23 protein-coding genes and 1 riboswitch are annotated in these 24945 nt (G+C 71.3%); of the genes, 16 read left to right on the top strand and 7 right to left on the bottom strand.

Annotated features, from left to right (window positions below):
- The first annotated feature begins 312 nt into the window (after positions 1-312).
- Positions 313-1776, top strand: coding sequence for an amino acid permease (locus ACFUPX_RS29995; RefSeq protein ID WP_383329499.1), 1464 nt, complete (start codon positions 313-315; stop codon positions 1774-1776).
- Positions 1777-1786: 10 nt separating this feature from the next.
- Positions 1787-2242, top strand: a complete 456-nt coding sequence (locus ACFUPX_RS30000; protein ID WP_351168714.1) for an Lrp/AsnC family transcriptional regulator — start codon at positions 1787-1789, stop codon at positions 2240-2242.
- A 60-nt stretch (positions 2243-2302) separates the two neighbouring features.
- On the opposite strand, the gene ACFUPX_RS30005 is transcribed toward ACFUPX_RS30000, so the two are convergent.
- Together ACFUPX_RS30005 and ACFUPX_RS30010 are read right to left on the bottom strand one after the other, a co-directional pair.
- The gene (locus tag ACFUPX_RS30005; RefSeq protein WP_383329503.1) at positions 2303-2887 is read right to left on the bottom strand and encodes a Repetin; all 585 of its coding nucleotides are present in this window, start codon (positions 2885-2887) and stop codon (positions 2303-2305) included.
- 184 nt (positions 2888-3071) lie between these two features.
- On the bottom strand, positions 3072-3713 hold the full coding sequence (locus ACFUPX_RS30010) for a Repetin (RefSeq protein ID WP_383329576.1): 642 nt from the start codon (positions 3711-3713) through the stop codon (positions 3072-3074).
- 435 nt (positions 3714-4148) lie between these two features.
- Between ACFUPX_RS30010 and ACFUPX_RS30015 the strand changes: the two genes are divergently transcribed.
- Both ACFUPX_RS30015 and ACFUPX_RS30020 read left to right on the top strand, forming a co-directional pair.
- On the top strand, positions 4149-4937 hold the full coding sequence (locus tag ACFUPX_RS30015; RefSeq protein WP_383329579.1) for a carbon-nitrogen hydrolase family protein: 789 nt from the start codon (positions 4149-4151) through the stop codon (positions 4935-4937).
- A gap of 61 nt (positions 4938-4998) precedes the next feature.
- On the top strand, positions 4999-6693 hold the full coding sequence (locus ACFUPX_RS30020) for a flavin monoamine oxidase family protein (RefSeq protein WP_383329506.1): 1695 nt from the start codon (positions 4999-5001) through the stop codon (positions 6691-6693).
- A 97-nt stretch (positions 6694-6790) separates the two neighbouring features.
- On the opposite strand, the gene ACFUPX_RS30025 is transcribed toward ACFUPX_RS30020, so the two are convergent.
- Positions 6791-7723 carry an LLM class F420-dependent oxidoreductase gene (locus ACFUPX_RS30025; RefSeq protein ID WP_383329508.1) on the bottom strand — a complete coding sequence of 311 codons (933 nt, stop codon included), beginning with the start codon at positions 7721-7723 and terminating at the stop codon, positions 6791-6793.
- Between the two features lie 88 nt (positions 7724-7811).
- Positions 7812-8516: a DUF5995 family protein gene (locus ACFUPX_RS30030; protein ID WP_383329511.1), complete on the bottom strand. Its 705-nt coding sequence runs from the start codon at positions 8514-8516 to the stop codon at positions 7812-7814.
- 202 nt (positions 8517-8718) lie between these two features.
- On the opposite strand from ACFUPX_RS30030, the gene ACFUPX_RS30035 reads away from it, so the two are divergent.
- Positions 8719-9849 carry a glycoside hydrolase family 6 protein gene (locus ACFUPX_RS30035; RefSeq protein WP_383329514.1) on the top strand — a complete coding sequence of 377 codons (1131 nt, stop codon included), beginning with the start codon at positions 8719-8721 and terminating at the stop codon, positions 9847-9849.
- Here ACFUPX_RS30035 and ACFUPX_RS30040 read toward each other — a convergent pair.
- Both ACFUPX_RS30040 and ACFUPX_RS30045 read right to left on the bottom strand, forming a co-directional pair.
- Positions 9828-11252, bottom strand: a complete 1425-nt coding sequence (locus ACFUPX_RS30040) for a uracil-xanthine permease family protein (RefSeq protein ID WP_383329517.1) — start codon at positions 11250-11252, stop codon at positions 9828-9830. The two genes, ACFUPX_RS30035 and ACFUPX_RS30040, sit on opposite strands and share 22 nt — an antisense overlap.
- Before the next feature lie 86 nt (positions 11253-11338).
- Positions 11339-12544 carry an MFS transporter gene (locus ACFUPX_RS30045; protein ID WP_383329520.1) on the bottom strand — a complete coding sequence of 402 codons (1206 nt, stop codon included), beginning with the start codon at positions 12542-12544 and terminating at the stop codon, positions 11339-11341.
- Between the two features lie 98 nt (positions 12545-12642).
- Between ACFUPX_RS30045 and ACFUPX_RS30050 the strand changes: the two genes are divergently transcribed.
- The 11 genes from ACFUPX_RS30050 (at position 12643) to ACFUPX_RS30100 (ending at position 22791) form a co-directional block, all read left to right on the top strand.
- A complete protein-coding gene (locus tag ACFUPX_RS30050; protein WP_383329523.1) occupies positions 12643-13800 on the top strand; it encodes an ROK family transcriptional regulator in 1158 nt (385 codons plus the stop codon).
- 105 nt (positions 13801-13905) lie between these two features.
- Positions 13906-14036: riboswitch (FMN riboswitch) on the top strand.
- Between the two features lie 171 nt (positions 14037-14207).
- On the top strand, positions 14208-15311 hold the full coding sequence (gene ribD, locus ACFUPX_RS30055; protein ID WP_383329526.1) for a bifunctional diaminohydroxyphosphoribosylaminopyrimidine deaminase/5-amino-6-(5-phosphoribosylamino)uracil reductase RibD: 1104 nt from the start codon (positions 14208-14210) through the stop codon (positions 15309-15311).
- A gap of 1 nt (position 15312) precedes the next feature.
- Positions 15313-15960 carry a riboflavin synthase gene (locus ACFUPX_RS30060; protein WP_383329529.1) on the top strand — a complete coding sequence of 216 codons (648 nt, stop codon included), beginning with the start codon at positions 15313-15315 and terminating at the stop codon, positions 15958-15960.
- Positions 15961-16016: 56 nt separating this feature from the next.
- The gene (locus ACFUPX_RS30065; protein ID WP_383329582.1) at positions 16017-16622 is read left to right on the top strand and encodes a nicotinamide riboside transporter PnuC; all 606 of its coding nucleotides are present in this window, start codon (positions 16017-16019) and stop codon (positions 16620-16622) included.
- A complete protein-coding gene (locus tag ACFUPX_RS30070) occupies positions 16619-17917 on the top strand; it encodes a bifunctional 3,4-dihydroxy-2-butanone-4-phosphate synthase/GTP cyclohydrolase II (protein WP_383329531.1) in 1299 nt (432 codons plus the stop codon). The genes ACFUPX_RS30065 and ACFUPX_RS30070 overlap by 4 nt, the downstream gene beginning before the upstream one ends.
- Before the next feature lie 54 nt (positions 17918-17971).
- A complete protein-coding gene (gene ribH / locus ACFUPX_RS30075) occupies positions 17972-18457 on the top strand; it encodes a 6,7-dimethyl-8-ribityllumazine synthase (protein WP_383329534.1) in 486 nt (161 codons plus the stop codon).
- A 35-nt stretch (positions 18458-18492) separates the two neighbouring features.
- Entirely contained in the window at positions 18493-18765 is a 273-nt protein-coding gene (locus ACFUPX_RS30080) for a phosphoribosyl-ATP diphosphatase (RefSeq protein WP_107019637.1), read from the top strand.
- 55 nt (positions 18766-18820) lie between these two features.
- Complete coding sequence (gene hisG / locus ACFUPX_RS30085) at positions 18821-19669, top strand: ATP phosphoribosyltransferase (protein WP_383329537.1); 849 nt, start codon at positions 18821-18823, stop codon at positions 19667-19669.
- Positions 19670-19690: 21 nt separating this feature from the next.
- A complete protein-coding gene (locus ACFUPX_RS30090; protein ID WP_383329540.1) occupies positions 19691-20137 on the top strand; it encodes a PH domain-containing protein in 447 nt (148 codons plus the stop codon).
- Between the two features lie 198 nt (positions 20138-20335).
- Positions 20336-21712: a hemolysin family protein gene (locus tag ACFUPX_RS30095; protein WP_383329543.1), complete on the top strand. Its 1377-nt coding sequence runs from the start codon at positions 20336-20338 to the stop codon at positions 21710-21712.
- Positions 21709-22791 carry a hemolysin family protein gene (locus ACFUPX_RS30100; RefSeq protein WP_383329546.1) on the top strand — a complete coding sequence of 361 codons (1083 nt, stop codon included), beginning with the start codon at positions 21709-21711 and terminating at the stop codon, positions 22789-22791. The genes ACFUPX_RS30095 and ACFUPX_RS30100 overlap by 4 nt, the downstream gene beginning before the upstream one ends.
- A 35-nt stretch (positions 22792-22826) precedes the next feature.
- Here the strand turns inward: ACFUPX_RS30100 and ACFUPX_RS30105 are convergent, their stop codons facing one another.
- Complete coding sequence (locus ACFUPX_RS30105) at positions 22827-24689, bottom strand: AAA family ATPase (protein ID WP_383329549.1); 1863 nt, start codon at positions 24687-24689, stop codon at positions 22827-22829.
- Positions 24690-24945 lie beyond the last annotated feature (256 nt).

Raw genomic sequence — 24945 nt, forward strand, 5'->3', positions numbered from 1 at the left:
TCGACCGGGGTGCGCGACCGGCTCGGCCGGAGTGCACGATGGGGGAGATCTGACGAAGTGTCAATGACCTCCCGGACGCCCCGGCACGCAACGGACGAAACGGACCGCGCAACGAAGACCCGCGAGAGGGAGAAGTGCGCAACGATCATGCGGGGTTGCGCAAGGTTGCTGCATTACGTATGTGAAGCGCGTCTCATAGAGTCATCCGCTGTACGTGGTGTGGCGGGGACCGCCTGCTCGGCGGTCCCCATCCATGCGTGGGTGCTGCCGCCGGTCCCGCCGCCCTGACCGGCAGCGATGAAGGAGCCATGCGTGCTCGACCAAGGCGCACCCCCGCAGAACCGCCCAAGCCCCCCGGGGATATCGGGGTTTGGACGCCGCTTGATGTGGCGCAAGCCGGTGGAACTCCTGGTCGCGGAGGGCGGCCAGGGCGAGGGCGGCTCGCTGCGGCGCTCCCTCGGCATGTGGCAGCTGACCATGATCAGCATCGGTGCCACGCTCGGCACCGGCATCTTCGTGGTCCTCGGCGAGAGCGTCCCCAAGGCCGGGCCCGCCGTGACCCTGTCCTTCGTGCTCGCCGGACTCACCGCACTCTTCTCCGCGCTCTCCTACGCGGAGCTCGCGGGCTCCATTCCGGTCGCCGGATCCTCGTACTCATACGCGTACGCAACGATGGGTGAACTCGTCGCCTGGGTCTGCGGCTGGTGCCTGGTCCTGGAGTACGGCGTCTCGGTCGCGGCGGTCGCCGTCGGCTGGGGCGAGTACCTCAACGAGCTGCTCGACGGCACCATCGGGGTCACCATCCCCGATGTGCTCTCCTCGGCTCCGGGCGAGGGCGGCATCATCAACCTGCCGGGCCTGATCGTCGTGCTGCTCGCGATGGTCTTCCTGCTCGGCGGCGCCAAGGAGTCGGCGCGCGCCAACACGATCATGGTCATCGTGAAGATCGCCGCGCTCGTGCTCTTCTGCACCATCGGCTTCATGGGCTTCAAGTCCGGCAACTACTCGGACTTCATGCCGCTCGGCACGGCCGGCGTCAGCGCCGCCGCCGCGAGCCTCTTCTTCTCGTACATCGGCTTCGACGCCGCCTCCACCGCCGGTGAGGAAGCGAAGAACCCGCAGCGCGACCTGCCCCGCGCGATCATGCTGTCGCTGATCATCGTCACGGCGCTCTACGTCCTGGTCGCGGCCGTCGCCGTCGGCGCCTGGAACTGGAAGGACTTCGAGGGCTCCGAGGCCACGCTCGCCGCGATCATGAACGACGTCAGCGGCCAGAGCTTCTGGGGCACGCTGCTCGCCGCCGGCGCGGTCATCTCCATCGCGTCCGTCGTCCTGACCGTCCTCTACGGCCAGACCCGCGTCCTGTTCGCCATGTCCCGCGACGGCCTGGTCCCCAAGGTGTTCGGCAAGGTCAGCAAGAAGACGGGCACGCCCCGCGTGAACACGGTCATCGTGTCGCTGTTCTGCGCCGCCCTCGCCTCCGTCATCCCGCTCGGCAAGCTCGTCGACGCCACCAGCATCGGCACGCTCTTCGCCTTCGGCCTGGTCAACATCGCGGTGATCGTGCTGCGCCGGACCCGCCCGGACATGCCGCGCACCTTCCGGGTGCCGCTGGGCTGGCTCTTCCCGGTGCTCGGCTTCGGCTTCTGCGCGTACAACATGTTCAGCCTCGACACCGTCACCTGGGTCGTCTTCGGTGTCTGGATGGCCGTCGGCCTCGTGTTCTACTTCCTGTACGGCATGAGCCGCTCCCGATTGGCCTCCGCAGAGAAGTGATCCACCCCCAGTGCGACTGAACGATCTCGACGAACGCATCGTGCACGCCCTCGCCGAGGACGCCCGCCGTTCCTACGCCGACATCGGCCAGCTGGTCGGGCTCTCCGCGCCCGCCGTCAAGCGGCGCGTGGACCGGCTCCGGGAGACCGGGGCGATCACGGGATTCACCGTGCGGGTCGACCCGGCCGCTCTCGGCTGGGAGACCGAGGGGTTCATCGAGATCTACTGCCGTCGCAACACCTCGCCCGAGGCCATCCGCCGTGGCCTCGAGCGGTATCCGGAGATCGCGTCCGCGTCCACCGTCACCGGTGACGCGGACGCGGTCGTCCAGGTCTTCGCCGCCGACATGCGGCACTTCGAGCGGGTGCTCGAGCGGATCGCCGGTGAGCACTTCGTGGAGCGGACGAAGTCCGTGCTGGTGCTTTCGCCTTTGATGCGGAGATTCTCTTCGGGGGCGCCTGCGTAGTGCCTCGGGCGCGAGTGCGTCGTGGCTGAGCGCGCAGCTCCCCTCGCCCCTTACGGGGCGCTACTTCATCGGCAGTACGTGCAGGTCGCCGCTGCCCGGCTTGGTTTTGTCGAACGGCGCCGCGCTCACGCACTTGGGCATGTCGTCCGGCAGGTCGTTCGGGATGCCGACCATGGCCCAGCTGTAGCCGAAGCGGTCCTGCTTGCCCTGGTCGTGGATTGTCAGGCCCAGGCGCTTGCCGATCGCCCCCTTGAGGCCGCCGTCCGCCTTCGTGACGACCGCCGACACGGTGGCGACCTTGCCGCCGGTCAGCAGGCAGTCCACGCGGGCCTCGGCGGAGCCGCCGAACTTGGGGTTCGTCATGTAGTGGCTGAGCTTGATGGTGCCGTGCGCCTTGCGCGGATCGTTCTTGTCCGCCGCGTCCAGATGGGCGTCGATGGTGACGGTGGCGTCGTCGCCGGGTGGCCGGTCCAGCTTGGCGGTTCCGGTCAGGGCGGCGGCCTCGCGGGCGGCGCTCGGGGCGTCCGAAGCGGTCGCGTCCGAAGCGGTCGCGTCCGACGCGGTCGCGGAGCCTGCGACTCCGGCGAGCGTGAGGAGCGTGGCGCCTACGGCGACGACTCGGATGAGGGTGGAGCGGCGGTGCATGGGGAGCCCCCGTCTGACTGCGGTCGGCCCGGTCCTTCCGGGCGTGATCCACACTTCCGTGGACCGGTGCGCGGTGCATCGCGCGCAAGGTGGTGACCGGCTCCGCCGTGCGGCGGGGGACAGCTGGTCCGTGAGGTGGAGCTGCCGGGCCCGCCCGACCCCCGTACGGGCGAGCCCAGGCGCGTCAGCCGGTCGGGTACGTGAGGTGCCAGGGCTTGACGTCGAAGTCGCCGGTGCCCTTCTTGACCTTCTCGAAGGGGGCCGAGCTCGTGCACTTGGGGAGCTTCTTGGTCCCGTCGGGGCCGCCCACCGCGGCCCAGCTGTAGCCCACGCGGTCGTGCGCGCCCTGGTCGTGGACGCTGAAGCCGACGCGTCCGCCCTTGATGTCCTTGAGGTTGGTGTCGGTGATGATGCCGGTGGCCGTGGCGACCTTGCCGCCGCTCATCAGGCAGTCGATGCGGCCCTTCGCCCAGCCGCCCTTGCCGCCCGGCTTGTCGAGGTGGACGAAGCGGAAGGTGCCGGTCGCCTTGTCCGGACGCATGTGGTGGCGCTGGGCGAGGTGGGCGTCGAACGTGAACGTCACGTCCTCGGTGGTCTTGCGGTACAGCTTCGCGCTGCCGGTGAGCGCGGCGGCCTCGCGGGGCTTCGTGTGCGCCGTGCCCTCGCTCGTGCCCTGGCTCTGTGGCGTGCCCCCGCCCTTCGGAGTGCCCTCGCCCTTCGGGGTGCTCTCGCTCTGCGCTGTGTTCTCGCGCGAACCGCCACCGTCCGCCGCGACGGCCGCTCCCGCGGCTCCGGCGCAGATCAGGAGGGCGGTTGCGACGGCGATCGCACGCCTGTGGCTGCGGCTGCGGGCGCGGGTGCCGCCGCGGGTGCCGGTCGGGCGGCTGTCGGCGATCTGATTGCTTGCGTTGCGGCTCACGGGGAGCCTCCGTCCGAGGTGCCGTTCACCCGGTCCTTCCGGGCGAGATCACGGTCTCGCGGCAAGGGGTCGGGGCACGTCCGGCCACGGGCGGCAATCCGCCTCCGCCGCGCGGCGGGGAACGCCCGCGCACACCCTGCGCCCGGCGGTGGACACCGCTACGACCCCGGTCCCATGGCGCCGCGCAACGAATCGCCGCCACCGGCCCCGTACGCGCAACGGATCGAGCATCTGCCCGCAACGCTCGCGCCTTGTCCGGGCTACCCCGCCGACCGTACGGTCTAACGGTCCCCACCAGTCCCTCAGCCCCTTCGCACGCCCCGAGGTCCCGCCATGCTCCCGCTGCGCACCGCCCTGCTCCAGAGCTCGGGCCGCCCCGGCTCCGTCGCCGCCAATCTGAAGGCGCTCGACGAGGCCGCCGCACGTGCGTCGGCCGCCGGCGCGGGTCTCCTGGTGGCGCCCGAGATGTACCTCACCGGGTACGCGATCGGCGACGACGTGGCCCGCCTCGCCGAGCCCGCCGACGGGGCGTCCGCCGCCGCGATCGCCGAGACCGCCGCACGCCACGGCGTCGCGGTCGCCTACGGCTACCCGGAGCGGGAGGGCGAAGCGGTCTTCAACTCCGTCCAGCTGATCGGCCCCGACGGCGTGAGCCTGGCGAACTACCGCAAGACCCACCTCTTCGGCTGCTTCGAGCGCGACTCCTTCACCTCCGGTGAACAGGCCGTCGTACAGGCCGAGTTGGGAGGTCTGCGGATCGGCCTGATGATCTGCTACGACGTGGAGTTCCCGGAGAACGTCCGCGCGCACGCCCTCGCGGGCACCGACCTGCTGCTCGTGCCCACGGCCCAGATGCACCCCTTCCAGTTCGTCGCCGAGTCCGTCGTGCCGGTGCGGGCCTTCGAGAACCAGATGTACGTCGCGTACGTCAACCGGGTCGGCAAGGAAGGGGAGTTCGAGTTCGTCGGGCTCTCCACGCTCGCCGGACCCGACGGCGTCGCGCGCACCCGCGCCGGACGCGAGGAGCAGCTGGTGTTCGCCGACGCCGACCCGGCCTTCCTCGCCGCGTCGCGCGAGGCCAACCCGTATCTGCGCGACCGCCGCCCGGGTCTGTACTCGTCCCTGATCTGACCCCTCCCGAGCCTCCCCCTTCTTCTTCTGTTCTGCCGTTCCCGCAAGGAGTCCGTACCTCATGACGTCCACGGTGCCCAACGCCGTCCAGCACACCGACGCGCAACCGCCGATCACCATGTTCGGTCCGGACTTCCCGTACGCGTACGACGATTTCCTCGCGCACCCGGCGGGCCTGGGCCAGATACCCGCGACCGAGCACGGCACGGAGGTCGCGGTCATCGGCGGCGGCCTGTCCGGCATCGTGGCGGCGTACGAACTGATGAAGATGGGCCTCAAGCCCGTCGTCTACGAGGCCGACCAGATCGGCGGGCGCCTGCGCACCGTCGGCTTCGACGGCTGCGACCCGGGGCTCACCGCCGAGATGGGCGCGATGCGCTTCCCGCCGTCCTCGACGGCGCTGCAGCACTACATCGACCTGGTGGGCCTCAAGACCCAGCCCTTCCCCAACCCCCTCGCGGAGTCGACCCCCTCGACGGTCGTCGACCTCAAGGGCGAGTCCCACTACGCGACGTCCGTCGACGACCTTCCGCAGGTCTACCGCGACGTGATGAACGCCTGGAACTCCTGCCTGGAGGAGGGCGCCGACTTCTCCGACATGAACCGCGCCCTGCGCGAGCGCGACGTACCCAAGATCCGCGAGATCTGGTCCAAGCTCGTCGAGAAGCTCGACAACCAGACCTTCTACGGCTTCCTCTGCGACTCCGAGGCCTTCAAGTCCTTCCGGCACCGCGAGATCTTCGGCCAGGTCGGCTTCGGCACGGGCGGCTGGGACACCGACTTCCCGAACTCCATCCTGGAGATCCTGCGCGTCGTCTACACCGAGGCCGACGACCACCACCGCGGCATCGTCGGCGGCAGCCAGCAGCTGCCGCTGCGGATGTGGGACCGCGAGCCGCAGAAGATCGTGCACTGGGCGCCCGGCACGTCCCTGAGCTCGCTGCACGAGGGCGGTGTGCCCAAGCCCGCCGTGACCCGTCTGGACCGCACCGCGGGCAACCGCGTCACCGTCACCGACGCCTCGGGCGACATCCGCACCTACCAGGCGGCGATCTTCACCGCCCAGTCCTGGATGCTGCTCTCCAAGATCGCGTGCGACGACACGCTCTTCCCCATCGACCACTGGACGGCGATGGAGCGGACCCACTACATGGAGTCCTCCAAGCTCTTCGTCCCGGTCGACCGGCCGTTCTGGCTGGACAAGGACGAGGAGACCGGTCGTGACGTGATGTCCATGACGCTCACCGACCGTATGACGCGCGGGACCTACCTCCTCGATGACGGACCGGACAAGCCCGCCGTCATCTGCCTCTCCTACACCTGGTGCGACGACAGCCTGAAGTGGCTGCCGCTCTCGGCGAACGAGCGCATGGAGGTCATGCTCAAGTCGCTCGGCGAGATCTATCCCAAGGTCGACATCCGCAAGCACATCATCGGCAACCCGGTGACCGTGTCGTGGGAGAACGAGCCGTACTTCATGGGCGCGTTCAAGGCGAACCTGCCGGGCCACTACCGCTACCAGCGGCGCCTGTTCACGCACTTCATGCAGGGCTCGTTGCCCGAGGACAAGCGGGGGATCTTCCTCGCCGGTGACGACATCTCGTGGACGGCGGGGTGGGCCGAGGGGGCCGTGACGACCGCGCTGAACGCCGTGTGGGGCGTCATGCACCACCTCGGCGGGGCCACGGACGGGACGAACCCCGGGCCCGGCGATGTGTACGACGAGATCGCGCCCGTCGAGCTGCCGGAGGACTGAGCGCCGATTCCGCCGGGGCGCGAGGGAATCCGCTGGTCCGTTGTGGCCGGTCGCGCAATTCCCCGCGCCCCTTCGGGCGCTTCCCCCGGCCCGGGTCTCACACCCCGGCTGCCCGTGCCGCCTCGTACACCTCCGCCGCCAGATCCTTCAGCTCCTCGGCATCCCTCGTGCTGCCCGCGAGCTCGACGAGGATCTCCTCGACCGCGCCCGTCGAGGCGTGTGCCTCCAGGTCTTCGACGATCTGTGCGACGTTGCCCTGGAAGGGGGAGCGCTTCGCGCCCTCGTACGCGGTCGGCGTGTAGCGCGCGTTGACCCGCAGGACGCTCTGGACCGGCTCGGTGCGGCCCCGCTCGGCGGCCAGTTCCTTCAGGGCCTGGGCCTGCTCGGCCAGCTTGTCGGCGCCCATGCCGATCGGCATCCAGCCGTCGGCGCGGTCGACGAGCCTGCGCAGGGCGCGCGGGCTGCCCGCGGGCAGCAGGACCGGGATGGGGCGTGCGGGCTTGGGGCCGACGACCGAGGGCGCGATCGTCGTCAGCTCCCCTTCGTACGACACCGGGTCCGGGCCCCACACCGCGCGGCAGACGTCGAGAAGTTCGTCCAGGACCTTGCCGCGCCGGTTGAAGGGGGCCACTCCCGCGGCCGCGTACTCGTCGTGGGACCAGCCCGTGCCGAGGCCCGCGACGACCCGGCCGCCGCTCGCCGCGTCCAACGTGGCCAGCGAACGCGCCAGTTGGAACGGCACGTGCAGCGGGGCGATCAGGACGCTGGTGCCCAGGCGTGCCCGCTCGGTGGCGGCGGCGGCCAGGGTCAGCGTGATGAGCGGGTCGGCCACCGAGCGGTACGAATCGGGCCAGGGCAGGCCCTCGACGCCGTACAGACCCTGGGTCGCGGGCTCGGGGAACAGGATGCGTTCATAGACCCACAGGCTCTCGTAGCCGATCTCCTCCGCCGCGCGGGCCACGGCCGGGACGTCACGTCCGATGCTGTACTGCTTGCCCTGCGGAAGGCCGAGCCCGAGTCGTGTGGCCATGCTGGTGCTCCTTCGCATCCGGGGTAACTTCCTTCAACGTACAACGATCGTCGGGGAGTTGGGTGGGGGGCGGCGCGAGGTGGCCGGATCAGTCGGGCAGGGGCGTGAGCAGCATCCGGCCCACCAGGCCGACCGCTCCGTCCAGGCGGTCCCGGAACTCCTCGGCGACGCGCGGCAGTTCACGCAGGGCCCGCAGCGCGAGCGCCGTCGCCCAGGCGCTGTCCCTGGCCCGCTCCAGACTCCAGGAGCCGAGGAGGTGGGTGAGCGGGTCGGCGATCTGGAAGAGGTCGGGGCCCGGCATCAGCTCTTCGCGGATGCGCTCCTCCAGCGAGACGAGGATGTCGCCCACGCGGTCGAACTCGTCCTCCAGGTCGGCCGGTTCGCAGCCGAGCGTACGACAGGTGTCCATGACGGCCAGCGGAAGGTCGTGCCCGATGTGCGCGTTGATGCCCGCGAGTGCGAACTGCAACGGGCGTACGCCGGGGTGGCGCCGGAGCTGGAACAGCGGCCGCCAGCAGGCGGGCGGTCTGCGGTCGGCGGCCACCGTGTCGACCGCCCTCAGATAGCGCTCGGCGAACAGGACGTCCAGCGTGATGGCCGCTCCGGTGTCCGGGAACAGGCCGCTGCCGACGTGCCGGGCGACCTCTTCGGTGACCGAGAGATAGACCCGGTTGAATACCCCCACCCCGTCGCCCGAAGGGAAGCCGGCGTCCAGGGCGCGCATCCGCGTCGCCACGCCGTCAACCCCGTCTGCCGGGCCTGTGAACTCCGCGAACCGCTCCAACTGCGCCATGGTGGCAGGGTCCCAGTCCTAGGCTGGCCGGAATGCCGCCGCACCGGCCGCTTCCCCAGAACGAGGGAACGGAGACCGTGTGTGCCCCTGGGAAGGGGAGCCGGGGTGCGGGGGAGGGGGAGGCCGCACAGTGTCAGCAGACCGCGCACGACATCGCGTCGCACCACGTGCCGGGCGAAGGAGCGCCGCCCGGCACGGGATCATGTCCGCGGCGGCTTCGGTCGTGGCCGCCGTCGGAGCCGTCGCCGCAATGGTGTCCGCCCTGGATGAGGGCGGCGGCAAGGACCGGGCGCGCCCGAAGGTGACGAAGTCGCCGACGCTCGAACCGCTGCCCGCGGTGCCGACGCCGTCCGCGTCGAAGCCTTCGGCGAAGCCGTCGCCCGCCAGGTCCTCCGCCGCTCCGAAACCGCGGCCGAAGCCTTCGGTGCAGCGCCCGAAGAGGCCGAACACCGCCGCGGACAAGGACGAGAAGGCCAACTCCCTCTACCGGCACGGTGATTCCCAGGTGCTGGACTGGGTCAGGGCGAACCGGGACGACCCGCGCCGCCCGCTCATCGAGTCACGGATCGCCGACCGGCCCGCGGCCGTGTGGTTCGCCGAGTACGCGCCGCGGACCGTCACCTCCCGGGTGCGCGCGGTGACGTCGGCCGCGGGCAGCCGGGTGCCCGTCGTCGTGCCGTACGCGATACCGGACCGCGACTGCGGGGGCGCGTCGCAGGGCGGGGCGCCGGACCTGGCCGCGTACGACAGGTGGATCGGGAAGTTCGCCGCGGGCCTCGGCTCCGGCGAGGTCGTCGTCATCCTCGAACCGGACGCGATCGCGCAGTCCGAGTGCCTCTCGGCGAAGCAGCGCACCGCCCGTTACGCCTCGCTCGCCCGCGCGGGCCGCACCCTCAAGGCCGCCAACCCCAGGGCGAGGGTCTACTTCGACGCCGGGCACTCCGGCTGGAACGCGGCGGCCGAGCAGGCGGGGCGGCTGCGTGCCGCGGGCGCGGCGTCCCCCGCGGCCTCCGACGGCATCTTCACGAACGTGTCGAACTTCCACCGCACCGCCGACGAGGCCGCCTACGCCCGCAAGGTCCTGTCCGCGCTCGGCGGCCCGCCTGGGCTGGGCGCCGTCATCGACACCAGCCGCAACGGCAACGGCGCCCCGGCGGGCGGGAAGTGGTGCGACCCGGCGGGGCGAGGGCTCGGGCAGAGCCCCACGCTCCGTACCGGCGAGGCCCGCATCGACGCCTACCTGTGGATCAAACTGCCGGGCGAGTCCGACGGCTGCCAGGGCGCGCCGGGGACGTTCTCGCCCGGCTACGCCTACGACTTGGCGCGCGGCTGAGAGCCGTCGGCGCCCGGCTCAGGGGTCTCGTCGTTCTCGCCGTACGTGGACGTGCCCGAATCGAGCAGCGGCTCCTGCGACTTGAGGTGCGGCGGGGCGAAGGCGCGCAGGACGTGATAGCCGGTGATGACGACGATCGTGCCGAGCGCGATGCCGCTCAGCTCGAAGTTGTCGCTGATCTTCAGCGAGACCCCGCCGACGCCGATGATGATGCCGGCGGCGGCCGGGACGAGGTTCAGCGGATTGCGCAGATCGACCCCGGCGCTGATCCAGATCTGGGCGCCGAGCAGGCCGATCATGCCGTAGAGGATGACGGTGATGCCGCCGAGCACGCCACCGGGGATCGCCGCGACGACCGCGCCGAACTTGGGGCAGAGGCCGAAGAGGAGGGCGAAGCCCGCGGCGGCCCAGTAGGCGGCCGTGGAGTAGACGCGGGTCGCGGCCATCACGCCGATGTTCTCGGAGTACGTCGTGTTGGGCGGGCCGCCGACCGCCGTGGAGAGCATGGAGGCGGCGCCGTCGGCGGAGATCGCCGTGCCCAGCTTGCCGTCCAGGTTGTCGCCGGTCATCTCGCCGACCGCCTTGACGTGCCCGGCGTTCTCGGCGACCAGCGCGATCACGACGGGCAGCGCGACGAGGATCGCCGACCACTCGAAGCTCGGCGCGTGGAAGGACGGCAGGCCGATCCAGTCGGCGTTGCCGACGGCGGAGAGGTCCAGGCGCCAGTGGTCGACGACCTTGCCCGAGCCGTCCGCCGAGTGGATCTTGCCGAAGACCAGGTCGAGCGCCCAGGACAGGGCGTACCCGAAGATCAGCCCCAGGAAGATCGCGACGCGCGACCAGAATCCGCGCAGGCACACCACGGCCAGACCGGTGAACAGCATCACCAGGAGCGCCGTCCACTGGTCCTGCGGCCAGTACGTGGAGGCGGTGACCGGCGCCAGATTGAAGCCGATCAGCATGACGACGGCGCCGGTGACGATCGGCGGCATCGCGGCATGGATGATCCGCGCCCCGAACTTCTGGACGGCGAGGCCCACCAGGAACAGCGCCGCGCCGACCACGAAGACCGCGCCCGTCACCGTCGCCGACGAGCCGCCCTGCGCGCGGATGACCGCGGCCACGCCCACGAACGAGAGCGAACAGCCCAGATAGCTGGGCACCCGGCCGCGCGTGGCGAGCAGGAAGATGACCGTCGCGACGCCCGACATCATGATCGCGAGGTTCGGGTCGAGGCCCATCAGGACGGGCGCCACGAAGGACGCGCCGAACATGGCGACCACGTGCTGGGCGCCGAGCCCGATGGTGCGCGGCCACGAGAGCCGCTCGTCGGGACGGACGACGGCTCCGGGCGCGGGGGTGCGCCCGTCGCCATGCAGTCTCCAGCGCACGCCGAGATCCATGTTCTGTTCCGCCTTCTGTGCGCCCGACTTTGTCAAGACCTGAATGAGTCAGCGCAATGTTAATCCGGCATAAGTGCCCTGGTTCCTCACGGGCCGGGTGTCGTCGCCTTCGCGGGAGCGGTCGTCGTGGCCTCGCGGCCGTCCGTGCGCAGGACCCCCGCGAAGACCGCGAGCCCGCAGGCGAGCACCGTCACCAGGCCGAAGGAGACGACCAGGCTCGTGGCATCGGCGAGCGTGCCGATCGCGGACGGGGCGATCAGGCCCGACGTGTACGTGATCGTTGCGACGCCCGCGATGGCCTGACTCGGGTTCGGGCCGCTGCGCCCTGCCGCGGCGAACGCGAGGGGCACCACGACCGCGATGCCGAGCCCGAGCAGCGCGAACCCGCACATGGCGAGCGCCGGGTGCGGCGCCACCACCACGAGGAGGCCGCCTAGCGCCGCGACCACGCCGCCCACCCGCACCGTGCGCACCGCCCCGAAGCGGTCCACCACCGCGTCGCCCGCGAGCCGCGCGATCGCCATGGTGAGCGTGAAGCCGGTGGTGGACGCGGCGGCGACACCGGCGGAGGAGTCCAGGACGTCCCGCAGATAGACCGCCGACCAGTCCAGGCTCGCGCCCTCGGCGAAGACCGCGCAGAAGCCGACGGCGCCGATGAGCAGCGCCGACTTCGGCGGCAGCGAGAAGCGCGGCGGCGCCTCGTCCTCGGGTTCCGCCTGGAGGTCGAGCACTCCCTGGCAGGCGATCAGGCCGATCGCGGTGAGCGCCACCGCGGCGAGCGCGTGGTGCAGCCTGGCGTCGGCGCCCAGGTGGGCGGCGACCGTGCCGGCCGCGGAGCCGATCAGGGCGCCGACGCTCCACATGCCGTGCAGGCCCGACATGATCGACTTCTTCATGCGGGCCTCGATCTCGACGCCCAGGGCGTTCATCGCCACGTCCGACATGCCCGCCGTCGCGCCGTACACGAACAGGGCGACGCAGAGCGTGAGCAGGTTCGGCGCGAGCGAGGGCAGGATCAGCGCCATCGTCCACAGGGCGAGCAGGCCGCGCAGCGCCGTCCTGGCACCGAAGCGGTGGCTGACCCAGCCCGCGAGCGGCATCGCCACGGAGGCGCCGATCGCCGGGAAGGCGAGGGCGAGGCCGAGAAGCCCGGCGCTGAGGTCGGCGTGCTCCTGGATCCAGGGCACGCGTGTCGCGAAGGAGCCGGTGACGGCGCCGTGTACGCAGAAGACAGCGGCCACGGCATACCGCGCGCGCTTCAACTGACGTACGTCGTGGACCACTTCACTCATCGTTGCCCCGTCCCTCCCAAGGTGCCTCCCCGGTACGGCGACGTAAACTATCAGGAACCCTGCCTGATAAATAGCAGCTTTATGGAAGGATCCCCGGCATGCCCGCATCACCGAGCACCGCCCGGGCCATCAACGACCGGCTCGCCCTGGGGCTCCTGCAGCGCGAAGGGCCGCTGACGGCCAACCAGTTGAAGCAGTTGACCGGTCTCTCCCGGCCCTCGGTCGCCGATCTGGTCGAGCGCCTCCAGGGCTCCGGCCTGATCGCCGTCGTGGGGGAGGCGGGTGCCCAGCGCAGGGGACCCAATGCCCGCTTGTACGGGATCGTCGCGGACCGGGCGCATCTCGCCGCCCTCGACGTGCGCACCGGCGGCGTCTCCGTGGTCGTCACCGATCTGCTCGGCGCGGTGCTCGCCGAGGCCTCCGCGCCCATCGGCGGCGACACCGGCACCGGGCCCGCCGTGGAGCGCGCCGTCACCCTCGTGGAAGCCACCGCGCGGGACGGCGGCGTCCAGCGGCTGCACACCGTGGCGATCGGCGCCCCCGGCCTCATCGACCCGGCCACCGGTGAACTGCGCGACACCACCGCGCTCCCCGCCTGGCACCGGCGCCTCGCCGGGGCTCTCCAGGAGCGGTTCCCGGCGCGCGTGCTCGTGGAGAACGAGACCAACCTCGCCGCCCGCGCCGAACAGCGTGACGGCGCCGCCCACGACCGCGACACCTTCGTGCTCCTGTGGCTCGGCGAAGGCGTCGGCGCCGCCGTCGTGCTCGACGGCAGCCTGCGCCGCGGGGCGTCGGGCGGCACCGGGGAGATCGGCTTCCTGCCGGTTCCCGGCACGGACGTGCTGCCCTCCGCCACCGGCTGCGAGGGCGGCTTCCACTCGCTGGCCTGCGCCGCCGCGCTCCGTGACCTGGGCGCCGGGCATGGCCTCGCGACCGGGGGAGACGGCGCGGACGTGGTGCGGCGCGCCGTCGAGACGGGCCACGGCGCCTTCCTCGACGCCGCCGCCGACCGGATCGCCGTCGGCGCCGCCGCCATGGCCGCGATCCTCGACCCCGGCTGCGTGGTCCTGGGCGGAGAGGTGGGCCGTGCGGGCGGCGCCGCGCTCGCCGCGCGCGTGGAGGCACGCGTCGCCGCGATGTCCCCGCTGCGCACCGAGGTGCGCGCGAGCGCGTTCGGCGGCGCGGCGGTGCTGCGGGGCGCGCTGCTCGCCGCCAGGGACACGGCGCAGGACGAGCTTTTCGGGCCACGCCACTGACCGGGCCACTGACCGCGCCGCCGCCCCGGCAGCTGTGAGCCAGGCCACAGAGGCTCGCCCGTATGGGGGCCGATCAGGCGTGGCACACTGGCTTCGTACCAAAAGCAGCGCACTCCGGGGTCGGTGTAATTCCGAACCGGCGGTTATAGTCCGCGACCCGGCCGCCTCCAGCGGTCGGTTGACCAGGTGAAACTCCTGGACCGACGGTGAAAGTCCGGATGGGAGGCAGTGCGCGGCGGGCGGGCATTCGTGCACGTCGCCGAGTGGCTTGTTTTTGGGATACCCGGCTTTTTCGGGTTCCCCAGGGAGAGGTCTCGTTTCCGGCGTCGCTCCCGGTGTCGCAGTCCGTACATTCTGTCGTCATCGACAGGCCCCGGAGTCCGTGCCCTATGAGGCAGGAGGACCCGGTGGCCACCGCAGCCGCAGTCACAGCGAATGAGCACGAGCGTGCCGCCATGCGCCGCGCCATCGCGCTCGCCGCCCTCGGACTCGGCTCCACAAGCCCCAACCCGGTCGTCGGCTGCGTCATCATCGACGCCTCCGGGCAGACCGTCGGCGAGGGTCACCACCAGCGCGCGGGCGGCCCGCACGCCGAGGTCCACGCCCTGCGCGCGGCCGGCGAACAGGCCCGCGGCGCCACCGCCCTGGTCACCCTCGAACCCTGCAACCACACCGGCCGCACCGGCCCCTGCGCCCAGGCGCTCATCGACGCCGGCATCGCCCGTGTCGTCTACGCGGTCGGCGACCCGAACCCCGCCGCGACCGGGGGCGCGCAGCGACTGCGCACCGCCGGGGTCGACGTGGAGTCGGGCCTCCTGGAGGACGAGGCCGCCGCGGGGAACGCCGCTTGGCTGACCTCCGTGCGGCTCGGCCGTCCGCACGTCACCTGGAAGTACGCCGCTTCGCTCGACGGCCGCATCGCCGCCGCCGACGGCAGCAGCCGCTGGATCACGTCGGCCGAGGCACGCGCCGACGTCCACCGTCTGCGCGCCGCGTGCGACGCGGTCGTCGTCGGCTCCGGAACCCAGCGCGCCGACGACCCGCACCTCGCCGTGCGGGGCGTCGAAGGCGCCGTCCAGCCGCTGCGCGTCGTCGTCGACACGAACGGCACGGCGGTGCGGCCCGGCGCCCGCGTCCTGGACGACGCGGCGCCCACACTCATCGCCGTCGCCGAGAACGTCACCCCCGAGGGAGCAGCCGAAACGGTGCGGCTCCCGCGCGCGGACGGCGGGCTGGACATCGAGGCCCTCCTGGCCGAACTCCACGCGCGCGGCGTCCGCTCCGTACTCCTCGAAGGCGGCCCGACGCTCGCCGGCGCCTTCGTCGCCGCCGGCGCCGTCGACCGCGTCGTCGCCTACCTGGCCCCCGTCCTGCTCGGCGCGGGCCCCGCCGCCCTGACCGGCGGCGGAATCACGACCATCACCGAAGCGTTGCGGCTCGACGTGAGCGAGACCGTCCGCATCGGCCCCGATCTGCGCGTCACCGCGACCCTCGTAGCGAAGGAGCACTGAAGTGTTCACCGGAATCGTCGAAGAGCTGGGCGAGATCACCGCCGTCGAGAACCTGGACGACGCGTCGCGCTTCCGCGTCCGTGGCCCCGTCGTCACCGACGGCGCGAAGCACGGCGACTCCATCGCGGTCAACGGCGTCTGTCTGACGGTCGTGGAGCACGAGGGCGCGGAGTTCACCGCCGACGTGATGGCCGAGACCCTGAACCGCTCCAGCCTCGGCGCGCTCGCGGCCGGATCGCGGGTCAACCTGGAGCGCCCCACCGCCGTGGGTGACCGCCTGGGCGGCCACATCGTGCAGGGGCACGTGGACGGCACCGGCGAGATCGTCGACCGCAAGCCCTCCGAGCACTGGGAGATCGTCAAGGTCTCGCTCCCCGCGGACCTCTCCCGCTACGTGGTGGAGAAGGGCTCCATCACCGTCGACGGCGTCAGCCTGACGGTGGTCGACGCCGGGCCCGACTACTTCACCATCAGCCTCATCCCCACCACCCTCGCCCTGACCACGCTCGGCATCAAGCAGCCCGGCGACCCGGTCAACCTCGAGGTGGACATCATCGCGAAGTACGTCGAGCGGATGCTCGGCGACCGCGCCCCCGCTGTTCCCACTGCCGCTCAGGCTGCCGCTCCCGCTCAGGAGGCCACGAAGTGAACTGGCTCAACTCCGAAGCCTTCACGGCCTTCGGGCAGCACGTGATCTGGTCCGACATGGTGGGCAACACCGTCGGCCTGATCGCCCTCGCCCTCGGCTGGCGGCGCTCCATATGGACCTGGCCCGCCCAGTTCCTCTCGGGCGTCATCCTCGTCGGCGCCTACGCGTCCGCCCACCTCACCGGCGGTGTCGGCAAGCAACTGCTCGTCATCGGCGTGGCCCTGTGGGGCTGGCGCCTGTGGACCAACGGCAAGCAGCAGGCGCAGGACGGCTCCATCGCCGTCCGGTTCGCGACCTGGAAGGAGCGCGGGGTGCTGCTCGGCGGCACGGCCGTCGGCACCCTCGCGGTCGGCGCCCTGTTCGCCGCCGTCCCCGACCTGTCCTGGAACCCCTGGCCCGACGCCTACATCTTCGTCGGCACGCTCGCCGCGATGGTCGCCCAGGCCCGCGGTCTCGTCGAGTTCTGGTTCGCGTGGCTCCTCGTCGACGTGGTCGGCGTTCCGCTCGCGTTCAGCAGTGGTCTGGCCTTCTCGGGCCTCGTGTACGTCATCTACCTCGCGCTCGTCCTGTGGGGCATGCGCGACTGGTGGCTGCGGTCGCGCTCTGTGTCCTCGCAGGACTCGCAGCCCTCGCAGCCCGTCATGGAAGGAGCCCCGGCATGAGCGCGGCACCGGTTTGGTACAGCACGGGTCACGAAGAAGACGCGTCGGACCTCGCTCTCGACCCCGTCGAGGCGGCCATCCGCGACATCGCCGCCGGGCGGCCCGTCGTGGTCGTCGACGACGAGGACCGCGAGAACGAGGGCGACCTCGTCATCGCGGCCGAGAAGGCGACGCCCGAGATCATCGCCTTCATGATGAGCGAGTGCCGCGGCCTGATCTGCGCACCCATGGAGGGCGACGAGCTGGACCGCCTCCAGCTCCCGCAGATGGTCGAGAACAACACCGAGTCGATGCGGACCGCCTTCACGGTCTCCGTCGACGCGAGCGGCGCGCACGGCGTCACCACCGGCATCTCGGCCGCCGACCGCGCCACCACGCTCCAGATGCTCGCGGCGGGCAGCTTCGAGCCCACCGACTTCGTGCGTCCGGGCCACATCTTCCCGCTGCGCGCCAAGTCCGGCGGCGTCCTGGTCCGGGGCGGCCACACCGAGGCCGCGGTCGACCTGGCCCGGCTCGCGGGACTGCGCCCGGCCGGGGCCATCGTGGAGATCGCGGGCGAGGACGGCACGATGCTCCGCCTGCCCGAGCTGATCCCCTTCGCCCGCAAGCACGGCCTGACGATCATCTCCATCGAGGACCTGATCGCCTACCGCAGCGGCAGCGAGCCGACGGTCCGCCGCGAGGCCGAGGTCCACCTGCCCACCGCCTTCGGCGACTTCACGGCGTACGGCTACCGCTCCACCGTCGACGGCGTCGAGCACGTCGCCCTCGTCCACGGCGAGATCGGCGAGGGCGACGACGTCCTGGTCCGCATCCACTCCGAGTGCCTGACCGGCGATGTCTTCCACTCCCTGCGCTGCGACTGCGGCCCGCAGCTGGAGGCGTCCATGCGGCGCATCACCGACGAGGGGCGCGGCATCGTGGTCTACCTCCGCGGCCACGAGGGGCGCGGCATCGGACTGCTTTCCAAGCTGCGCGCCTACGAGCTCCAGGAGCGCGGCAGCGACACTCTGGACGCCAACCTGGAACTCGGCCTGCCCGCCGACGCCCGGGACTACGGAGCGGGCGCGCGGATCCTGGACGACCTCGGCGTCCGCAGCGTGCGCCTGATGACGAACAACCCCGACAAGACCGAAGCGGTGATCCGGCACGGCCTGAAGGTCACCGGACGCGAGCCGATGGCGGTCCAGGCGGGCGAGCACAACCTGCGGTACCTGCGCACCAAGCGGGACCGGATGGGGCACGACCTGCCCTGGCTCGACACCCCTGAGGTGTCGGCCTGCGGCAACCAGTAAGCAACGTACGACACAAGCGACGTACGAGAAATTTCGAGCGACCAGGAGAAGCGCGTGAGCGGCAAGGGTGCACCCGTACTGAGCGTGAAGAACTGCGGAGACCTGCGGGTCGCGGTGATCGCCGCCCAGTGGCACGAGAAGGTCATGGACGGCCTCGTCGACGGCGCGCTGCGCGCCCTGCACGAGCTCGGCATCGACGAGCCGACCGTCCTGCGCGTGCCCGGCAGCTTCGAGCTGCCGGTCGTCGCCAAGGTCCTCGCGGGCCGCGGCTATGACGCGATCGTGGCGCTGGGCGTCGTCATCCGCGGCGGAACCCCGCACTTCGAGTACGTGTGCCAGGGCGTCACCAACGGTCTGACCCAGGTCACGGTGGACACCGGGGTGCCCATCGGCTTCGGCGTCCTGACCTGCGACACCGAGGAGCAGGCCCTGGACAGGGCGGGCATCGAGGGCTCCCACGAGGACAAGGGGCACGAAGCGGTCACCGCGGCCGTCGCCACCGCGACCACGCTGCGTACGATCTCCGAACCCTGGCGGTGAGCGGGGCCGGGGAGCCGCGTAAAGTAAGCGACATCATGTCCAAGAAGACTTTCGAGGAGCTCTTCACCGAGCTCCAGCACAAGGCCGCCACCGGCGACCCCGCCACGTCACGCACCGCCGAGCTGGTGGGCAAGGGCGTCCATGCCATCGGCAAGAAGGTCGTCGAGGAGGCCGCCGAAGTCTGGATGGCCGCCGAGCACGAGGGCAAGGAAGCCGCGGCCGAGGAGATCTCCCAGCTCCTCTACCACGTGCAGGTGATGATGGTCGCCCGCGGCATCTCCCTCGACGACGTGTACGCGCACCTCTGAGCCGTACGCCCGCCCCGCCACCCAACTCCCCCTGAACGCAAAGGAATCCGTCCTCATGCTGCGCATCGCCGTCCCCAACAAGGGTTCACTGTCCGGACCTGCGTCGGCGATGCTCCATGAGGCCGGATACCAACAGCGCAAGGAGTCCAAGGAGCTCGTCCTCGTCGACCCGGACAACGAAGTCGAGTTCTTCTACCTCCGGCCCAAGGACATCGCGATCTATGTCTCGGCCGGCAAGCTCGACATCGGCATCACCGGGCAGGACCTCCTGATCGACTCCGGCGCGAACGCCGAGACGATCCTGCCGCTCGGCTTCGCACGCTCCACCTTCCGCTTCGCCGCCAAGCCGGGCACGGCAAGCACCATCGCGGACCTCGCGGGCAAGACCGTCGCGACCTCGTACGAGGGAATCGTCGCCAAGCACCTCGCCGACAGCGGCATCGACGCCTCCGTCGTCCACCTGGACGGCGCCGTCGAGACCGCCATCGAACTGGGCGTCGCCCAGGTCATCGCGGACGTCGTGCAGACCGGCACCTCGCTGCGCAACGCGGGCCTCGAAGTGTTCGGCGAGCCGATCATGAAGTCCGAGGCGGTCGTCATCCGGCGCACCGGCGCCGACACCGACGAGCCCAAGGTCCAGCAGTTCCTGCGCCGCCTCCAGGGCGTCCTGGTCGCCAGGGCGTACGTGATGATGGACTACGACTGCCGTGCCGAGCACCTGGAGCAGGCCGTCGCCCTGACGCCCGGCCTCGAATCGCCGACGATCTCACCCCTGCACAACGAGGGCTGGGTCGCCGTCCGCTCCATGGTCCCGGCCAAGGAGGCCCAGCAGATCATGGACGACCTGTACGCCATCGGGGCGCGGGCCATCCTGACCACGGCCATCCACGCCTGCCGCCTCTGAACCGGCAGGAGATCCCGCCTCATGTCTGAGCTTCCCGCGCTTCCCGCCCTGCCCGTCACCTTCCGGCCCGGCCGCACCCGCGTCGTCCTGCTCACCGCGGGCGCCGCCATCTTCGTGGTCCTCACGGTGATCTCCCTGCTCATCCCGGGCCTCAGCGCGGGGGAGCGGATCAGCTTCATCTTCACCGGTGCGCTGCTCTTCGGCGTGCTCATGCTGCTGAGCAGGCCCAAGGTCGTCGCCGACGAGGCCGGCGTGACCGTCGTCAACATCGCCACCAGCAGGCGCCTGGCCTGGGCCGAGATCGTCCAGGTCAATCTGCGCCCCGGCGACCCGTGGGTGTTCCTCAACCTCAGCGACGGCACCAGCCTCCCGGCCATGGGCATCCAGCCGGGCATCGCCAAGCAGCGGGCCATCAGCGACGCGCGCTCTCTCCGTGCCCTCGCCGAGGCCCGCACCCCGCAGGGCTGACGCATCGGGCCGGGTCTTGATTAATCTGGTGGCGGGGCACGCATGGTGTGCCGCCCCGCCCCTGTCGGGCCCGCCCGGTCCACAGGGGCTCCTGCTAACCGAGGAGTGACTCCCTCCGGCGATGGACGGTTCGTCCTGTAGTACATGCGCCGCCCCCTCCCGACATACCGGGACTGGACTCACCAGGGAGGCGGCGGCATGACGACTTCCCTGCTGCTTCTCGGGGCGGCATTCCTGCTGATTCTGGCCAACGGCTTCTTCGTGGCCGCCGAGTTCGGGCTCGTCACCGTCGAGCGCCCGGACGCCGAGAAGGCCGCCGCCGACGGCGACCGACGGGCCCGTACGGTCGTCGACGCCCTCAAGGAGCTGTCCTTCCAGCTCTCCGGCACCCAGCTCGGCATCACCATCACCTCACTCGTGGTCGGCATGCTCGCCGAACCGGCCCTCGCGCATCTGCTCGCGGGACCCTTCACGGCGACCGGCCTTCCGGAAGGCGCCGTACCGGGCGTCTCCGTGGTCGTCGGGATGCTCCTCGCGTCCGCCGTGCAGATGGTGATCGGCGAGCTGGTCCCGAAGAACTGGGCGGTGTCCAAGCCGCTCCAGGTCGCGCGCTTCGTCGCGGGCCCCCAGCACGTGTTCTCGCGCCTCTTCAGGCCCGTGATCTCCCTCCTGAACACCACCGCCAACCGGCTCGTGCGCCTGCTCGGCGTCGAGCCCGCCGACGAACTGGCCTCGGCCCGCACGCCCGGCGAGCTGGTCTCCCTCGCCCGGCACTCGGCGCAGGCGGGCACCCTCGAACAGGACACCGCGGACCTGTTCGTCCGCACGCTCTCCCTGGGCGAGCTGACCGCGCAGCACGTCATGACCCCGCGCGTGAAGGTCAGCGCGCTGCAGACGTCGGCGACCGCCGAGGACGTGGTCAACCTGACCCGCGCCACCGGGCTCTCGCGCTTTCCCGTGTACCGCGAGCGCATCGACGAGATCGTCGGCATGGTGCACCTCAAGGACGCCCTCGCGGTCCCGGCCCACGAGCGCCTCAGGGCGCCCGTGAGCCGCATCGCGCAGGCGCCGCTCCTGGTCCCGGAGACGCTGCCCGTGCAGCAGCTCCTGGAGCAGCTGCGCAGCGAGCAGCCGATAGCCGTCGTCGTCGACGAGTACGGCGGCACGGCCGGCGTGGTCACCCTGGAGGACATCGTCGAGGAACTCGTCGGCGAGGTCCGCGACGAGCACGACCTGCTCGACCTGCCGGAGATCGCCGTGGCACCGGCCGAGGACGGCCGTCCCGCGTGGGACGCCGACGGCAGCTGCCGCGTCGACACGCTCCAGCGGATAGGACTCGACGTCCCCGAGGGGCCGTACGAGACCGTGGCCGGACTCGTCGCCGATCTCCTGGGCCGCATTCCCGCCCCCGGCGACCGGGCCGAGCTTCCGGGCTGGCGGCTCGCGGTACGACAGGTGGACCACTACCGCGCCGAGCGGGTACGGCTCGTGCGGGCCCCGGAAGCCACAGAGGCCAAGGAAGGCACCGATGCCGGTGTCCACGAGGCCATGAGCGTGGCGGAGGCCGCCCGATGAGCGTGTTCCAACTCCTGTTCGCCCTCCTCCTCGTCCTCGCCAACGGCTTCTTCGTGGGGGCCGAGTTCGCGCTCGTCTCCGTACGCCGCAGCCAGATCGAGCCCCTGGGCACCAAGCGGTCCCGCCAGGTCCTCTACGGCCTGGAACATCTGCCGCAGATGATGGCGGCCGCCCAGTTCGGCATCACCATGTGCTCGCTGACGCTCGGCGCGGTCGCCGAGCCCACCGTCGCGCACCTCCTGGAGCCCGTCTTCGAAGCGGCGCACATCCCCGAGGGGGCGATCCACCCGCTCGGGTACGCCATCGCGCTCGCCGTGGTCGTCTTCCTGCACCTCGTCGTGGGCGAGATGGTCCCGAAGAACCTCGCGATGGCCGCCCCGGAGAAGACCGCGCTCTGGTTCAGCCCCGGCCTCGTCGCCTTCGCCCGCCTCTGCCGCCCGGTCACGGTGGCGCTCGGGGCGTGCGCCCGGCTCGTGCTGAAGCTCTTCGGGGTGGAGCCCAAGGACGAGGTGGAGGCCGTCTTCACCAGCGAGCAGCTCAACCGGCTCGTCGGCGACTCGGGCCAGGCGGGACTGCTCGACCCCGAGGAGCAGGAGCGCTTGGAGGACGCCCTCGAACTGGGCTCGCGCCCGGTGACGGACGTCCTGCTCGACCGGGCCTCACTGGTGACCGTGGGCGCGGGGGTCACCCCGTCGCAGGTCATCGAACTCACCGGGCGCACGGGCTTCTCCCGCTTTCCGGTCTGCGCGGAGAACGGCGCCTTCATGGGCTACCTCCACGTGAAGGACGTACTCGATCTCACCGAGGGCGCGGACACGGATCGCGCGGTCCCGCAGCAGGTCTGGCGTCCGATGACGACGCTGCGCGCCGAACTCCCGCTGGACGACGCCCTGACGGTGATGCGCCGGGCCGCGACGCATCTGGCGCAGGTCGCCGACGCGTCGGGCAAGGTGCTCGGCCTGGTCGCCCTGGAGGACGTACTGCAGCTCCTGGTCGGCGAGGTCCGTGATCCGGCGCACCGGGTCTCCGTGCCGCGCAGGCCCCAGGAGTCCAGGGACGGGGCGGGCGCCCTGGTGTGACCGGCCGGGGCGGGGGCCCGGGAACCGCGGGGGTCTCAGACTCTCGGCGGGTCCTGCGGCCCCCGTCCCGAGAGCACCTCGCCGTACGCCTGCATCAGGTCCGGGAGCCGCAGGGTCGACAAGTCGTCACGGCTCGGCTCGCCGGGGTAGCCGGAGAGCCTCAGGTCGCGGTAGGCACAGCTCTTCTCGTAGAGCGTGCGCAGGAAGCGGCCGTTGCCCAGCTCGTCGATCCACGCCTGGTCGACCACGTGCCCGCTGATGGAGCGCAGCTCGTCGAGCGCCTCCTCGTCCCACACGTCGCCGTTCTCGGCGGCAAGCACCTCGCCGATGGAGGTCAGCTCCAGGGGGCGGTACGAGGGGAAGTCCACGCGGGTGGTGAAGCGGGACGAGAGCCCGGGGTTGGCGGCAAGCAGGCGGTCCATGCCCTCGGGGTAGCCGGCGAGGATCACGACCAGGTGGTCGCGGTTGTCCTCGGCGCGCTTGAGCAGGACCTGGAGGGCCTCGTCGCCGTACGCGTCGCCCTTGCCGTACCCCGAATTGGAGAGGGAGTAGGCCTCGTCCACGAACAGGACGCCGCCGATCGCCGAGTCGATCAGCTCGTTGGCCTTCACCGCGGTCTGGCCCAGATACTCGCCGACCAGGTCCGCGCGCTGCGCCTCCACCAGGTGGTCGCCGCCGAGCAGACCGAGCGCGTAGAACGCCCTTCCCAGGATGCGGGCCACCGTGGTCTTGCCGGTGCCCGAGGGGCCCGAGAAGACGAAGTGTCGTTTCGGCGGCTGCACGGGCAGTCCCTGCGCGGTGCGCAGGCGCGCCATGTTCAGCTGCGCCGAGAGCGCCTTCACCTGCCGCTTGACCGGTTCGAGGCCGACCATGCCCTCCAGTTCGGCGAGGGCGGCCTCCAGGAGCGCGGGATCGGTGGGCCCCGGCGGCAGCTGGGGCTGGACGGGGATCACGGCCTTCTCGCGCACCGCGTCGGTCTCGGTGGGGGCGCCGCCCGCGGGCAGGTCGGGCCCGGTGACCTTCAGATCGCGGCCCTCGGTGCCGAAGAGCGGGTCGATCCCGTCCGGTCCCTCCATCACGTCCTGCCCGAAGCCGGTCAGGGTGATCGCCGCCAGGTCGGTCACCTCGTCGTACCCGTCCCCCTCCGAGATCGCCGCCAGCCGCGCGGAGGTGTCCATGAAGGAGGGGTCCACCCGGTGCACCGCGCGGTAGAGCGGCAGGGCCGCCGCCGAGCGGCCCGTGCCCTCGTGCGCCCGCGCCAGCCAGTAGCGCAGCTCCTTGCGCTGCGGCTGCTCGCTGCGGCAGCGCATCAGGGCACAGGACAGGAGCGGCTCGGCCTGGCCGAACATCTCCAGGCGTACGCGGGCCATGCCTCCGAAGAGGCCGGCTTCGATGCCCAGCATCGCGTCGTCGATCAGCGAGTCCGTGTGCCGGACCAACTGCTCCCAGTCCTTGACCAGATAGGACCGGCAGGCGTGCAGGAAGCGCACCTGCGGATCCGCGTCGACCGGCGGCAGCCCCGCCAACGCCCGGTCGAGCTCGGGGACATGGCGCCCGTCGAGCCAGTGCGACGCGTGCGCGAGCAGCAGATCGCGCGTGCTCTCCAGGACGGGCTGCACCCACCAGCCCAGCCAGTACCAGGAGTTGAGCGTGCGGCCGTGCCGGGTGCGCTGCTCCCCGAACCTGTCCCGGTGCTGGAACATCCGAAGGAGCGCCGTCGTCGTGTCGATGCGCAGCGCGTGCAGTCCGAGCCAGCCGTCGGCCATTCCCGGATCCATCCGCACCGCCGCCCGGAACTCCTCCTCCGCCTGCGGATAGGCGCCCATCGTGTAGGCGTCGACGCCCCTCAGCCAGGCGAGGTCGGCCGGGGCGGGTGAGCCCACCGCGTCGAAGTCCATCACGTCCCCCACAAACCGTGCCCCCGTTTGTGTACCGCCGGACCGGTGCCCGTCGGCAACTTCGCTGAACCGCCGTGCTGCGGACGGACGTTGAACCGGCGTGCAGAGCAGCCGTCCGTAAGTCGCACCGAAAGGCATCGTACCTGCGCAGGAGTGCTCGGCCGTAGGGTGCCGCAGCGCGGGATCAGGCAGGTGAAGGGGAACCCCGTCGTCACCGAGGGTGAGCGAAAGGCGGCTCGGAGCGTCCGGAATGCGA

Source organism: Streptomyces sp. NPDC057302 (genome assembly GCF_042667685.1).
Lineage (GTDB): Bacteria > Actinomycetota > Actinomycetes > Streptomycetales > Streptomycetaceae > Streptomyces.

Excerpts from the sequence above, each read along its gene's own strand:
- ACFUPX_RS30030 (WP_383329511.1), bottom strand. The coding sequence starts at position 8,516 with ATGGCGCAGTTGGAGCGGTTCGCGGAGTTCACAGGCCCGGCAGACGGG.
- ACFUPX_RS30035 (WP_383329514.1), top strand. The coding sequence starts at position 8,719 with ATGTCCGCGGCGGCTTCGGTCGTGGCCGCCGTCGGAGCCGTCGCCGCA.
- ACFUPX_RS30065 (WP_383329582.1), top strand. The coding sequence starts at position 16,017 with ATGGTGGGCAACACCGTCGGCCTGATCGCCCTCGCCCTCGGCTGGCGG.
- ACFUPX_RS30090 (WP_383329540.1), top strand. The coding sequence starts at position 19,691 with ATGTCTGAGCTTCCCGCGCTTCCCGCCCTGCCCGTCACCTTCCGGCCC.
- ACFUPX_RS30020 (WP_383329506.1), top strand. The coding sequence starts at position 4,999 with ATGACGTCCACGGTGCCCAACGCCGTCCAGCACACCGACGCGCAACCG.
- ACFUPX_RS30105 (WP_383329549.1), bottom strand. The coding sequence starts at position 24,689 with ATGGACTTCGACGCGGTGGGCTCACCCGCCCCGGCCGACCTCGCCTGG.
- hisG (WP_383329537.1), top strand. The coding sequence starts at position 18,821 with ATGCTGCGCATCGCCGTCCCCAACAAGGGTTCACTGTCCGGACCTGCG.
- ACFUPX_RS30070 (WP_383329531.1), top strand. The coding sequence starts at position 16,619 with ATGAGCGCGGCACCGGTTTGGTACAGCACGGGTCACGAAGAAGACGCG.
- ACFUPX_RS30050 (WP_383329523.1), top strand. The coding sequence starts at position 12,643 with ATGCCCGCATCACCGAGCACCGCCCGGGCCATCAACGACCGGCTCGCC.
- ACFUPX_RS30080 (WP_107019637.1), top strand. The coding sequence starts at position 18,493 with ATGTCCAAGAAGACTTTCGAGGAGCTCTTCACCGAGCTCCAGCACAAG.
- ACFUPX_RS30005 (WP_383329503.1), bottom strand. The coding sequence starts at position 2,887 with ATGCACCGCCGCTCCACCCTCATCCGAGTCGTCGCCGTAGGCGCCACG.
- ACFUPX_RS30045 (WP_383329520.1), bottom strand. The coding sequence starts at position 12,544 with ATGAGTGAAGTGGTCCACGACGTACGTCAGTTGAAGCGCGCGCGGTAT.
- ACFUPX_RS30100 (WP_383329546.1), top strand. The coding sequence starts at position 21,709 with ATGAGCGTGTTCCAACTCCTGTTCGCCCTCCTCCTCGTCCTCGCCAAC.
- ACFUPX_RS30040 (WP_383329517.1), bottom strand. The coding sequence starts at position 11,252 with ATGGATCTCGGCGTGCGCTGGAGACTGCATGGCGACGGGCGCACCCCC.
- ACFUPX_RS30095 (WP_383329543.1), top strand. The coding sequence starts at position 20,336 with ATGACGACTTCCCTGCTGCTTCTCGGGGCGGCATTCCTGCTGATTCTG.
- ACFUPX_RS30025 (WP_383329508.1), bottom strand. The coding sequence starts at position 7,723 with ATGGCCACACGACTCGGGCTCGGCCTTCCGCAGGGCAAGCAGTACAGC.